Raw genomic sequence first — 12,831 nt, forward strand, 5'->3', positions numbered from 1 at the left:
TGTGCGCGATGTGGTGCAGACCACCTTCATTCTCAACGGCGAAAAACACGAATACTTCAACCAGAAGGAACGCTGGCAGCGCTTCGGCTGGCCGGGGCGCAGCGACTATCCCGGAGTCAGCCTGACCTGGACCAGCGTCCACACCGGCGAGCGGTTGTTCGCCGACTACGCCGGCACCTGGGGGCTGATCCGCTTGCTGGAACAGGCCAGGTTCACGCCACTGGACGATGGCGACAGCCGCTACCGCATGGAGCTCAAGGCCCCCGATGGCCTGGGCCTGACCTGGCACCTGCGCACCGAACTCGATGCCGGGCCGATGACGCTGCTGAAGTTGCGCGGGTTCAAGTTGCCGGGGCGGATATTCCTCGCTGACGGCGGGGCAGAGGCGTCCCATGCGCGCAAAGAGGTTTTCGAATGAGCCTGCAAAGCTTGATCACCCGTTGCCTCGGAAAGCGCGACGCGGTGGCCGTTGCCCGTGAACAGGCCGCACGTTGGCAGCCCTGGCTGCAACCGATCAGCGAGGCGTCACCCGTCGGCGACGACCCTGGCTATGACGATGACTTCCAGCGCATGCGCGAAGAGGTCGACAAGTTGTCCGGTGCCGATGCCGAGCGAGTAGCCCAGTTGGCCGAGAAGCTGTTGACCCGGACCTGCAAGGATCTGCGCGTGGTCACCTATTACGTGTGGGCGCGTTTGCACCGGGACGGTGAGGCGGGGCTGGCCGACGGTCTGTGCCTGCTGGCGGCTTTGGTGGAGCGGTTCGCTGACAGCATACAGCCGGCGCGCGCCACCAGTCGCAAGGTGGCGCTGCAATGGCTGGCCGGCGCCAAGGTGCTGGACACCCTGTCGCTGTACCCGGAGGTGGTCAAGGCCGAGGCCGAGCGCACTGCCGCAGCGTTGGCCTGGCTGGAGCAGGGGCTGGAGGCTTGGCCGGAAGATCAACGTCCTTGCCTTGGCGCGCTGCATGCCGCGCTGTCTGCCCGCCTGGCTCAATCCGGCGGTGTGGAGGCGGTGGTTCCGCAGAATGCGGCCAGCCAGGAATCGAATGCCCAGGCAGGCACGCCGACCGTTCCAGCGATCAAGTCCGGTCGGGATCTGTTGGACCATGGCCGGGCCTTGGCCGGTTATTTGCGCGATCAACCCCACGGCTGGCTGGCAGGCCATCGACTGATGAAAAGCCTGCGTTGGGACACGGTGCATCAGGCGCCGCCCGAGGACGCCGACGGCAATACCCGGCTGACGCCGCCGAGGGCGGATTATCGGGCGCAGCTCAAGCGTTTGTACCTGCAGCAGGCTTGGCAGCAGTTGCTCGATCAGGTGGAGCGGATCTACGCCGAGGGCGTGAACCATTTCTGGTTGGACTTGCAGTGGTACGCGTACCAGGCCTTGAGTAAACAACCCGCGCCACAGGATGGCTGGGCCGATGTCATCCAGCGTGACTTGGGCATGTTTCTCGAGCGGTTGCCGGGGATCGAACTGCTGCGCTGGAGCGACGGTACGCCCTTTGCCGATGAGACCACCCGTGAATGGATCGTCCAACACGTCAGCGGCAGCCGCCCAGGGCAATGGCTGCCGGCTCCATCACCGACGCATGGCATCGGCGATGCCGACATCTTGTCGTGGGAGGGCGAAGCCTTGGCGCAGGCCGACAGGGAAGGGGTCGAGCCCGCATTGGCCTGGCTGGCGGCGCGTCCGGACATTCATGACGGGCGGCAACGTTGGCTGTTGCGTCTGCTCATGGCGCGGGTCGCCGAACAGTTCGGCAAGACCGATCTGGCCATCCACTTGCTGGGGGAGCTGGACGCTGCCGTTCAACACCACGACCTGCGCGTGTGGGAGCCCGAGCTGTACTTCGAAGTCAAGGCTCGCCTGCTCAAGCTGCTGCGCCTCAAAGCCCAACGCAACGACACCGACAAACCCGCCCTGGCTCGACGCATGGAAACCTTGCTGGCGGCGCTCGTAGCCATCGATCCGGTACGTGCCGCAGTTCTGTGCGGCTGACATTCAGTGAAAAGGATTTTTTATGGACATGGACAACCTGACACTGCGCTATTTCGATGCCGAAATGCGCTACCTGCGCGAGGCCGGCAAGGAATTCGCCGAGGCGTTCCCGGACCGTGCGGCACTCCTCAACCTGGACAAGCCGGGGGCTCAGGACCCCTATGTGGAGCGACTGTTCGAGGGCTTTGCGTTCCTGATGGGGCGTTTGCGGGAAAAACTCGACGATGATCTGCCGGAGCTGACCGAAGGTCTGGTGAGCCTGTTGTGGCCGCATTATCTGCGGACCATTCCGTCGCTGTCGATCATCGAGCTGGTGCCCGATCTTGCCCAGATCAAACGCAGCGAACGGATCGCCCGGGGGTTCGAGATCCTCTCGCAACCCATCGGGCCGCAGCGCACCTGCTGCCGCTATACCACCACGCAAGACGTGACGTTGCAGCCGCTGGCGTTGGCGTCGGTGGCGCGTGACCACGAACCGGATGGTCGCTCGCTGCTGCGCTTGCGCTTTGCCCGCAGCGAATCCGTCCCCTGGGCAGAGATCGACCTGAGTCGCCTGCCGTTGTACTTGAATGCCGATGCACCGCTGGCCAGCGCGCTGCACCAAGCCCTGACCTTGAACCGGCAGGCGATGTACGTGCGCGTGGCGGGGCAGTCTGGTCGCATGCCTATGGATGGTTACTTCGCGGCCAAGGGCTTTGCCGACGAGGATCGACTATGGCCCAAGGGTGACAGCGCCTTCAGTGGTTACCAGTTGCTGCTGGAATATTTCACGTTCCGGGAAAAATTCATGTTCGTCACCCTCTGCGGCTTGGATCAACTGGTGATTGAACCCAATGCGCCCTGGTTCGACCTCGAAGTGGTACTGCGTGAACCCTGGCCCCATGCTTTTGACCTGAGCGCCGAACACATCCGCCTGCACGCGGTGCCGGTGATCAATCTGTTTGTGCTGGAGGCCGATCCGCTGGAGCTGGACCCTTTGCAAACCGATTACCTGCTGCGCCCGATGCGCTTGCAGGACGGCCATCTGGAAATCTATTCAGTGGACGAGGTCACCGCCTCAAAGGAAGAACAGCGGCTGGACTACGTGCCGTTCAGCAGCTTTCGCCACAAGGGCGGCATGCTGCGTGACGAAGCGCCGGAACGTTATTTCCATACTCGCTTGAAGCGCGCCGCCAATGGCCTGCACGACACCTGGTTGATCCTCGGTGGCGAAGGTTTCGACGAGGATCGGCTGCTGCGGCCCGATAAACGCTTGTCGCTGCGACTGACCGGCACCCACGGCCAACTGCCGCGCAAAGCGTTGCAGAGCACGGTGCTCGATACAGCGGTGCAGCTCACCCAGTTCGGCCTGCGGGTGCGCAACCTGTGTGCCCCGACGTTGCCCTGCTATCCGCCAAATCGCGACCGTTTTCATTGGCGCATCCTCAGCCACCTGGGCTCGAATTTCCTGCCGATGCTCGACAGCGCCGAGGTGTTGCGCGGGACGTTGGCGTTGTACGACTGGACGGGCAGCGAGCTGAACCGGCGTCGGCTGGCGGCGATCGTCGAGGTAAGTCATCACCTGGTCCAGCGCTTCGAAAAGGGCTTCCTGCTGCGTGGGGTGGATATCGAAATCACCCTGGACGCCAACGGATTCGCGGGGGAGGGCGATGTCAGTCTGTTCGGCGAGATGCTCAACCGCTTCTTTGCGCTTTACGCGGACGTCCATCTGTACACCCAGCTCACGCTGGTTCTTCAACCTACTGGAGCGTGCCTGCGATGGAGCGAGAATCACAGCCAGCGTATTCCCGGTTGAACACCGGCGGTTTGCTGAGCACATTGCAGGAGCGGGTGGCCGAGGCCAGCCTGTACCGGTTTTGCCAATTGCTCGAACAAGCGTTGCCCGAAAAACCTCTGCTGGGCAGCACCGCGCGTCCCGCGGACGACCCGGTGCGTTTTCGGCCCGATCCCGGCATGGGCTTCCCAGCCGGCGAGCTGAAAGCGATCGAACTCGATCCGGAGAATCCGGGGCGTCCGGCGACCGTACGCACTCGTGTGCTGGGGTTATACGGCGTCGACTCGCCGTTGCCGACGGCGTTCCTCGATGACATCGCCCAACGCCGGGAAGGGCATGAGGCGCTGGAAGCATTCCTCGACATTTTCAATCACCGGATCTTCAGCCAGTTCTATCGGATCTGGCGCAAGTATTCCTACCCAGCCACGTTCGCAGCAGGCGGCGCCGATGCGACGTCGCAATGCCTGCTGGGCCTGATCGGGCTGGGCATTCCCGGAAGCACGCGACGCGTCGCGACGCCCATTTCGCGTTTCCTTGCGTTGCTCGGCGTCATGCGCCTGCCGACCCGCAACGCCGAAGGCATCGAGGCGTTGGTCAAGCTGCTGGCGCGCAAGACCCAGGCGCGAATCAGCCCGCACTGGCCGCAGAAAATTCCTTTGGCGCATCCGGCCAGCCTTTGCCCGTCCCGTCCGGTCACCTTGTCCGAAGGCACGCCGCTGGGCAATGTCGGGCGGGACGTCAACAGCCAGTTGCACCTGATGCTTTGCACCGATGACGCGAAGGAGGCCAACGACTGGTTGCCCGGCGGAGCGCTGCACAGCGACTTGCTGGTACTGCTGCGGGTGTACCTGGGATGGCGTTGCAGCGCGACGCTGCAATTGACGGTCGCGCTGAGCAGCCTGCCGACCCCGGTCCTGGGCAATCCCCGGATTCGATTGGGCATGACCGGTGTGCTGGGCTTGGGCACAGACACCTGGCGGGCGAAAGAACACGAAACCCTCACGATCAATCTGGGCCGTTATCAAGGCCTCTCGATCCATTCTCGGAACAGGGAAACACAGCATGTCTCGTACCCTTTTTAATCTATCGATACTGGTAGTGATCGCCTCCGCGCTGGGCGGGTGTGGATTGACCCAGACCGTCACGCAAGGCACTGCGTCCGCCGCCGAGACGATTTTCCATAAGCAAGTGACAACCCTGCATCTGGACTTCAATGCGCGCACGGCGCTCAACACCGACGTTGCGGACATGAATGCGCTGTCGTTGCCAACCCTGGTCCGCGTATACCAATTGCGCGATGGCAAAGCGCTGGACCGGGCGACTTACGAGGGGCTGGTGAGTGGTGACGAGCGGCTGCTCGACGGCGCATTGCTGGACAGGCGAGCCGTGGTGGTGAAACCCGGAGCAGGGGCACAGTTGAGCGTGCCGATGAATCCGCAGGCGAGAGTAGTCGCGCTGGTGGGCTTGTTTCGCAATCCCGATGCTCAACCCGACACCTGGCGCCTGCTGCTGACACGCGATGACCTGGACCCGGATCGGGCACGGCTCATCGAGATGGGGGACAACCAACTGACCTTGCGTCCCTTGGCGAAGGAATAAGCCATGACCGAGCCCAACCCCTCGCTCTACGAAATGTTGCTGCAGAACTTCGACGGAGAACTGGATTTGCATCGCGTCAGCGAGCAGGACCAGCACACGCTGTCGGTCCTGGACAACCTCCAACGCATCCTCAATTGCCGGGCGGGCGCCCTCAGTCATTTGCCGGATTACGGACTGCCCGATATGGGCACCGTTCTGCAGGGGTTGCCGGCCACGGCCCATACCTTGATGAAGACCATGACCGACACCTTGCTCAAATACGAACCACGGTTGGCGGAGCTTGCCATCGAGCTGCTGCCCCAGGTGCTGCCGGGGCATCTGGAATGTGCGCTGGATGTGCAGTTGAAAGGCGGGCGGCGGGTGAGTTTCGGGTCCACTGTGGGGCCGGAGGGCAAAGTTCTTGTGCGCCACCTGACGCGGCAGAACTACTTTTCGACGCCTGGAATGGATCACCCAAGGGGCGGGCGATGAGCGCGTTGTTCGAGGTGCATGTTCGACTCGGCGGCGATCCGCGCGGTTATGCTGAGTTCGTCGCCCTGCGGGGTGAGTTGGCGAAGCTGGGCCATGGCGCCTGTCCCGATGTGGATTGGCAGAAAGTGGAGCAGTTGTGCCTCGTGCTACTGCAATTGAACGGGGCAGAACTGCAGACCGTGAGCTTTTATGCGCTGGCCCGGGGGCAGCGTCACGGTTTGGATGGCATGGTCGAAGGCATGAGATTGCTCAAGACTCTCTGTAGCCAATGGTCCCGTCTTTGGCCGGCGTCGGTCCCCGTTCGCCTGGATATGCTCGGGTGGTTGTTTGCCCAACTGCAAACGCTGCTGCGCAGCTTCACGCTGACGACCAATGACCTGCGGGCATTGCTTGAATTGGACAGTGCGCTGGCCGGCTTGAGTGCTCGGTTGGCGAGTCAGATATCCGTGCCGTTGGCCACACTGCAGGCCTTGCAGCTGCAGGCCCGTCACCTTGTCCAGCGCTTGGAACGGAGCGACTTCGGCACCGAAACGGCATTGCTCCCCCTCAGGGTGGCGGAACCGGCGCTGATGATGCCGATCGTGCTCGTGCCGCCGCCCGATGCGACAAGCGGCAAACGACGATTGTTGCCGTGGCTGTGCACCGCGGCGTTGCTGCTTGCCATCGCCGCCGGCGTTGCCGGGTGGCGGCAAGGCACGCAGGCGGATGTCGTCTGGCCCGATCCGGTACAGCTCGACAGCCTGTCGCTGTTCGACGCCGGCAGCGCGGAGCTCAAGCCCAGCTCGACCCCTGTCCTGGTCAAGGTCCTGGTCGACATCAAGGCCCAGCCAGGCTGGTTGATCATTATTGCTGGGCATACCGATGCCACAGGTTCATCCGAACAGAATCTGCAACTCTCCCACGCCCGTGCCTCCGCTGTGCGCGACTGGATGCAGAGCGTAGGCAGCATCCCCGCCGATTGTTTTGCCGTGCAGGGCTTGGCCGCCCATCAACCCATCGCTGGAAACGATACCGAGGCCGGGCGAGTCGCCAATCGACGTGTCGACATCCGCCTGGTGCCGCAAGCGGGAGCTTGTGAGCTTCCGGCGAACCGCCGGCCAGAGAGGCGCCTTTGAAATTTCTCCTTAAGAACCGCACGGACGTGCCGATACAGCGCGGTAGATCCGATTGCGCGGGCACTGCTGTGGTGTCCAAGAAAAGATATTCCAGGCGTTCGCGCGCCTGTGCCCTTTTGATTTTTTCCAGGTTTGACCCTAATCGGACCTCAGGGAATGAACCATGCCAGCCCACTCCAGGACCGAGTTGGAGGATGCCCTTGCCGCGTGCAAAAGCAGCTTTCTTTCCGTTGCCTTCTTCAGTTTTTTCATCAACCTGCTGATGCTGGTTCCCTCGTTCTACATGCTGCAGGTCTATGACCGGGCGGTCGCCAGCGCCAGCCTGTCGACCTTGTTGATGTTGACGCTGATCATGTTGCTCCTGTTGACCACGATGGGCGGACTGGAGTGGGTTCGGTCGAGGATCATGGTGCGGATCAGCACGCGCCTGGACACGTTGCTGGGCCAGCGCCTGTTCGACGCGAGTTTCAAACAGGCGCTTACAAGCTGCGGCATGAACGCTACGGCCCAGCCCCTGAGCGATTTGAACGCGTTGCGCCAGTTCCTGACCGGCAACGGCCTCTTTGCGTTTTTCGACACGCCCTGGATTCCGATCTACTTGGCCGTCATGTTCATGTTCCATCCCTGGTACGGCTGGATGGGGCTGTTGAGCGCGGTGCTGTTGGGTTCGCTGGCCTACATCAATGAAAAAGTCACCCAGGCACCGCTGCATGCGGCCAACCGCGAGCAGATGGCGGCTACCGCTTTCACCAACAAGAGCTTGCGCAACGCCGAGGTGGTTGAATCCATGGGCATGCTTGCCAGCTTGCTTCAGCGCTGGAGCGAGCAGACCCACACCGTTCTTTCCCTGCAGAGCCTGGCCAGTGACCGCGCCACGACCATAGCGACCGTCTCCAAGACGTTCCGCCAGGTCGTCCAGTCGCTGGTGCTGGGCTTGGGTGCGTACCTGACGATCAACCACGAGATTTCTTCTGGGCTGATGATCGCCGGCTCCATTCTGCTGGGACGAGCCCTGGCCCCTATTGACCAATTGATTGGCGTCTGGAAAGGCTTCCTGGGCGCACGATCGCAATATGCAAGATTGCACCAATTGCTGGCAACGATCGCCGCCGAACCCGAGCGCATGTCCTTGCCGGCACCCGAGGGCGCGATCCGAGTGGAAGGCCTTAGCGTTGGCTCGCCGAACCAGCGCAAACCAATTATCCGTGGCCTGACATTCGAGGTGCCGGCGGGTTCGGTGGTGGGCATCATCGGTCCCAGCGGCGCAGGCAAGTCGACGCTGGCCAGGGCATTGCTCGGCATCTGGCCAAGCCTGGCGGGTACGGTGCGCCTGGACGGTGCGGACATCAGCCAATGGCGGCGGGACGAGCTCGGCCCCTACGTCGGTTACCTGCCGCAGGACATCGAGTTGTTCGAAGGCACCATCAGCCAGAACATTTCACGCTTCGGCCCGGTGAACGCGCCAGCCGTGGTGGCTGCCGCGCGCATGGCCGGGGTACATGAGCTGGTTCTGCAATTGCCTGATGGCTACGACACGTTGATCGGTGCCAATGGCGGTGGCCTGTCCGGCGGCCAGCGCCAACGCATCGGCCTGGCTCGCGCGCTGTACGGAGAGCCACGGCTCGTGCTGCTCGATGAACCGAACTCCAACCTGGACGATGCGGGCGAGAAGATGCTCGCCGAGGCACTGCAAAAACTCAGGCAGAGCCGCGCCACGGTGTTTGTCATCACTCATCGATCCGGGGTGCTGGCGCAAGTCGACAAGCTGCTGGTCCTCAACCAGGGCGAGCTGAGCCTGTTCGGGCCGCGCGACAAGGTCCTGGCGCGACTGCAGGCTGCCACGCCCGCGGCGCACCAGACCGCCGCCATTGAATCGTAGGAAGCGGATGAGCCATTCGATGCAACAAATCAAGCCATCATCCGCCCCTGTCACCGGGTTTTCCATTGACGATAAACCGATACGGCGCATCGGCTATCTCATGTTGCTGGTGACATTCGGCCTGTTTGGCGGCTGGGCCACCCTGGCGCCGCTTGACAGCGCGGCACTGGCGCCGGGCGTGGTCACCGTCAAGAGCTACCGCAAGACCGTGCAGCACCTGGAAGGCGGCATCGTGCGCGAGCTGCGCGTGCATGACGGCGACCTGGTGAAGGCCGGAGATGTGCTGCTGGTGCTCGATAACACCCAGGCGCGCTCTGAAATGGAAGCGATGCGCAGCCAGTTGATCGCAGCGCTCGAGCTCGAAGCCCGACTGGTGGCTGAGCGCGATGGCTTGCCCGAGCCGCTGGCCGTCCCCGCCCTGGACCTCGCTGATGCTCGTGTACGCGAAGCGCGCGACAGCGAAGCACGGATCTTCCAGACCCGGCGGACCTCCTTGCTCGGGGAAATCGCCTTGCAGGAGAAGTCCATCGGGCAAATCGAGGAACAGATTCGTGGCTATAGAGCCGTCGTCGCCAGCAAGCAAATGCTCGCGGCTTCCTATCAGGAAGAGATCGTCGATTTACGCGCGTTGTTGTCCGAAGGCTACGTGGACAAGCAGCGTTTGCGCGAGCAGGAGCGCAGCCTGGCCCGGCTGCAGGCCGAAATTGCGGAAAGCCAGTCTGCCAGCGCGCGGGCCAGGGTCCAGGCCGACGAAGCGCAGTTGAAGATCTTGCAGCTGAAAAAGACCTTTGCCAGTGAAGTCGCGGGTTTGCTGGGCGATGCCCGGACCAAGGTCTATGAGCTCCGCGAACGGTTGGCCACCCTGCAGGATCGCGACCAGCGTACTGATATCGTCGCGCCCGAATCCGGAAAGGTCATGGGCTTGACCGTGCATACCCTGGGCGCGGTGGTCAGCCCGGGGACAGCGCTGCTCGACATTGTCCCGGCCAACGAGGAGCTGATCGTCGAGGCCCAGGTTTCACCGATGGACATTGACCGCATTGCGCCGGGCAAGCTGGCTGGCATCCGCTTCAGTGCGTTCAAAAGCAGTACCACGCCGGTCATCGAGGGCCAGCTGGTACAGGTATCTGCCGACCGCTTGGTCAACAAGGACACCGCAACCCCGTATTACCTGGCACGCGTGGTCTTGACCGATAAGGGGAGACAGGCATTGGGCGGTCTTACCCTGGTGCCCGGAATGCCCGTCGAGGTGTTGATCAATACGGGGTCGCGGACGTTGCTGGAATACCTGATGCAGCCGGCCAGCAATGCATTTGCCCGTTCGTTGATCGAGGATTGATATGAAATCTCTGGTCGCGCTGTGGTTGGTCGCCCTGTCGTTTGGCGCCCTTGCGGACAATGGGCAGGCGTCTACCTATGTCGATCTCTGGCAGTTGCATCAAGAGGCGCAGGGCGCCGATCCGCGTGTCCTGCGGGCGCAGGCCTTGACTCGCAGTGGCGAAGGCAACGAGCGTGCGGCCTTCGGTCAATTGTTGCCGCAGCTCAATGCCAGCGGCAGCGTCAACCGCAGCCGGCGTGACGATGAGCTGAGCCGTATCCAGTACAACGGCAAGCGCATGGCGGTGATGCTCAACCAGGTCATCTACGACCCGCAGGTCTGGCGCAGTTACCAGCGCTACGTGGAGCTGGCGCGCCAGAGCGAATTTGAATCCGATGACACGCGAGTGCAGGCCAGCATTGACCTGTCCGAGCGGTATTTCGCCGTGCTTGCCGCCGAGGACGAATTGGCCCTGGTGCGTAGCGAGCTGGACGCGACCGAACGCAATCTCAAGCGCGTCAACGCCCTGTATGCGCGGCAGATGGCAATGGTGACCGACACGCTGGATCTCGAGGCGCGTGTGGATGCGCTCAAGGCTGACGAGATCGAAGCCGTCAACAAGGTCGAGGTCAGCCGCGAAGCCATTTCCGAATTGGTGGGGCGCGAGGTTCGCGAGCCGTTCAAGCGCATCGCCGAGAGTCCGGCGTTCAGTCTGCCGGCCCAAGCGCAGGATTACTGGGTGCAGACGGCGCTGGACAGCAACCCGGCGCTGCACGCTCGCGAACACAGCATTCGCGCCGCCGAAGCCGCCATCGGAGAAGCCAAGGCCGGCCATCTGCCCAAGCTGGGCCTGAACCTGATGGCGCAACGCAGCGACATCGGCTACGAAGGTGCGCTGGCGCCTCGCTCGGACAATCTCGTCGCGTCCCTGGACTTGCAGATGCCGCTCTACAGTGGCGGCACCACCCGCGCCCGGGTGTCGACTTCCGAGAGCGACAAGGAGGCCGCGCAACAAGAACTCGAGGCGTTACGGCGCCAAGTCATCAAGGAGACTCGCACGGCCTACCTGGGCATGACCGCCGAGCTAAGCCGTATCAAGGCGACGCATCGCGCGCTCGAATCGGCCGAGAAGTCGCGACTCGCCACGGAGAAGGCCTTTTCCTATGGCGTCAAGAATGCCGTGGACGTACTGGACAGCATCAAGGAGGAGTTTCGCGCGCGGCGTGATTTCTATCAGTCCCAATACCGCTTCGTGACCAGCCTGCTTGTTTTGCACCGCTGGAGCGGCAGGTTGGGGGACGGTGATATACGCAAGGCCAACGACTGGCTGGCTACCCCCGTTTCATCGGATGTGCGGTAGAAAAAAATGATGGCCAAGTAATATTATTGGCGCCATTTTTCAGGCAATATTAACGACTTGTAGCGGCCGCATCCGGGAAGGGCCGCAGATCGCTCATAGGAAGCTTGTATGCCCAGTCCCCTTGGTTACTCCTCCATTTCGTCTGCAAAACTGACCACTAATGTGCAGGTCAACAGTCTGCTATACGGCACTTATTGGACCGGTAGCGCGACCACGGGCACGTCGTTGACGTACAGCTTCCTGTCGATGAACTCTTATTTCGCCAGGGATTACAGCGGGGATCAGGAATTCCGGTCCAGTTATTTCCTCACCTCGGCGCAACAGAACAGCATTACCAGCGCGCTCGGCACTTGGAGTTCGGTTTCCAATATCAAGTTTACGAAAGTCAATGACTCAATCACCAACGCTGGTGACTTGCGGTTTGGCGGCTACATGGACATGCCCGATGGCTTTGCCGCCTGGGGCTATTTCCCTTCCAAGACCCCCAGTGGCGGCGACGTATGGATCGGGCCGGTCACCAACGACCCGGCTCCCATCAAGGGCACCTACGACTACATGACGTTCATGCATGAGATCGGCCACGCGCTGGGCCTCAAGCACCCGTTTTCGCCAAGTGATACCAATAAAACGGTGTTGTCCTCTCAGTTCGATGACGTTCGCTACACGATCATGAGCTACAACAACAATTATTCGTACGAACCCACCACACCGATGTTGCTGGACATCGCCGCCATCCAAAGCCTTTATGGGGCCAACAAACAGTGGCAGGTTGGCAACAACACCTATAGCTGGGCTGCCGATAAATCGGTTTTCGAGACGATCTGGGACGCCGGTGGCGTTGATACCATCGATGCAAGCAACCAGGTGCAAGCCGTGCGCATCAACCTGAACGAAGGTGAGTTCAGCAAGATCGGCAAGGCCTTCCAGAACCTGAGCACCCAGACCGACTTCAATGAAGGGCTGGCGATCGCCTACGGCGCCAAGATCGAAAACGCAGTCGGCTCGGCCAACGACGACACGCTGATCGGCAATGCGCTGGCGAACGTGCTCAATGGTGGCGCCGGCAAAGACGTGATGATCGGCGGGGCGGGCAACGATACCTACGTTGTCGACGACAGCAACGACATCGTTCAGGAAACCAGCGCGCTGAACAGCGGCGTCGATACTGTCCTGGCATCCAGCAGTTACGTATTGAGTGCCAATATCGAGACGTTGACCCTGACCGGTTTCCGCAATATCAACGGCACCGGCAACGCGCTGAACAACCTCATCACCGGCAACTCCGGCGCCAACGTCCTGGACGGCGGCGCTGGC

At 62.0% G+C, this 12,831-nt stretch carries 11 protein-coding genes; all 11 read left to right on the forward strand.

Annotation, left to right across the window (positions count from 1 at the left end):
• On the forward strand, positions 1-418 hold a 418-nt coding region (locus tag OC610_RS11205; RefSeq protein WP_332880472.1), incomplete at its 5' end, for a type VI secretion IcmF C-terminal domain-containing protein.
• Positions 415-2,001 (forward strand): type VI secretion system protein TssA, encoded by a 1,587-nt coding sequence (gene tssA, locus OC610_RS11210; protein WP_264427826.1) that lies wholly within the window; start codon positions 415-417, stop codon positions 1,999-2,001. The genes OC610_RS11205 and tssA, both read left to right, overlap by 4 nt.
• 22 nt (positions 2,002-2,023) lie before the next feature.
• Positions 2,024-3,796: a type VI secretion system baseplate subunit TssF gene (gene tssF, locus OC610_RS11215; RefSeq protein ID WP_264427827.1), complete on the forward strand. Its 1,773-nt coding sequence runs from the start codon at positions 2,024-2,026 to the stop codon at positions 3,794-3,796.
• A complete protein-coding gene (tssG, locus tag OC610_RS11220) occupies positions 3,760-4,857 on the forward strand; it encodes a type VI secretion system baseplate subunit TssG (RefSeq protein WP_264427828.1) in 1,098 nt (365 codons plus the stop codon). Before tssF ends, tssG begins: the two co-directional genes overlap by 37 nt.
• Positions 4,838-5,374 (forward strand): type VI secretion system lipoprotein TssJ, encoded by a 537-nt coding sequence (tssJ, locus tag OC610_RS11225; protein WP_264427829.1) that lies wholly within the window; start codon positions 4,838-4,840, stop codon positions 5,372-5,374. The genes tssG and tssJ overlap by 20 nt, the downstream gene beginning before the upstream one ends.
• Before the next feature lie 3 nt (positions 5,375-5,377).
• Positions 5,378-5,845 (forward strand): type VI secretion system baseplate subunit TssE, encoded by a 468-nt coding sequence (tssE, locus tag OC610_RS11230; protein ID WP_264427830.1) that lies wholly within the window; start codon positions 5,378-5,380, stop codon positions 5,843-5,845.
• A complete protein-coding gene (locus OC610_RS11235; protein WP_264427831.1) occupies positions 5,842-6,960 on the forward strand; it encodes an OmpA family protein in 1,119 nt (372 codons plus the stop codon). Before tssE ends, OC610_RS11235 begins: the two co-directional genes overlap by 4 nt.
• A 163-nt stretch (positions 6,961-7,123) precedes the next feature.
• Entirely contained in the window at positions 7,124-8,839 is a 1,716-nt protein-coding gene (locus OC610_RS11240) for a type I secretion system permease/ATPase (protein WP_264427832.1), read from the forward strand.
• A 19-nt stretch (positions 8,840-8,858) separates the two neighbouring features.
• Positions 8,859-10,178, forward strand: coding sequence for an HlyD family type I secretion periplasmic adaptor subunit (locus OC610_RS11245; protein ID WP_264427833.1), 1,320 nt, complete (start codon positions 8,859-8,861; stop codon positions 10,176-10,178).
• Position 10,179: 1 nt separating this feature from the next.
• Positions 10,180-11,517, forward strand: a complete 1,338-nt coding sequence (locus tag OC610_RS11250) for a TolC family protein (protein WP_264427834.1) — start codon at positions 10,180-10,182, stop codon at positions 11,515-11,517.
• Positions 11,518-11,625: 108 nt separating this feature from the next.
• The coding region (locus tag OC610_RS11255; RefSeq protein ID WP_264427835.1) for a M10 family metallopeptidase at positions 11,626-12,831 on the forward strand (1,206 nt) is incomplete at its 3' end.

This window comes from Pseudomonas agronomica (assembly GCF_025917275.1).
Taxonomy (GTDB): Bacteria; Pseudomonadota; Gammaproteobacteria; order Pseudomonadales; family Pseudomonadaceae; genus Aquipseudomonas; species Aquipseudomonas agronomica.

Excerpts from the sequence above, each read along its gene's own strand:
- tssA (WP_264427826.1), top strand. The coding sequence starts at position 415 with ATGAGCCTGCAAAGCTTGATCACCCGTTGCCTCGGAAAGCGCGACGCG.
- tssF (WP_264427827.1), top strand. The coding sequence starts at position 2,024 with ATGGACATGGACAACCTGACACTGCGCTATTTCGATGCCGAAATGCGC.
- tssG (WP_264427828.1), top strand. The coding sequence starts at position 3,760 with ATGGAGCGAGAATCACAGCCAGCGTATTCCCGGTTGAACACCGGCGGT.
- tssJ (WP_264427829.1), top strand. The coding sequence starts at position 4,838 with ATGTCTCGTACCCTTTTTAATCTATCGATACTGGTAGTGATCGCCTCC.
- tssE (WP_264427830.1), top strand. The coding sequence starts at position 5,378 with ATGACCGAGCCCAACCCCTCGCTCTACGAAATGTTGCTGCAGAACTTC.
- OC610_RS11235 (WP_264427831.1), top strand. The coding sequence starts at position 5,842 with ATGAGCGCGTTGTTCGAGGTGCATGTTCGACTCGGCGGCGATCCGCGC.
- OC610_RS11240 (WP_264427832.1), top strand. The coding sequence starts at position 7,124 with ATGCCAGCCCACTCCAGGACCGAGTTGGAGGATGCCCTTGCCGCGTGC.
- OC610_RS11245 (WP_264427833.1), top strand. The coding sequence starts at position 8,859 with ATGCAACAAATCAAGCCATCATCCGCCCCTGTCACCGGGTTTTCCATT.
- OC610_RS11250 (WP_264427834.1), top strand. The coding sequence starts at position 10,180 with ATGAAATCTCTGGTCGCGCTGTGGTTGGTCGCCCTGTCGTTTGGCGCC.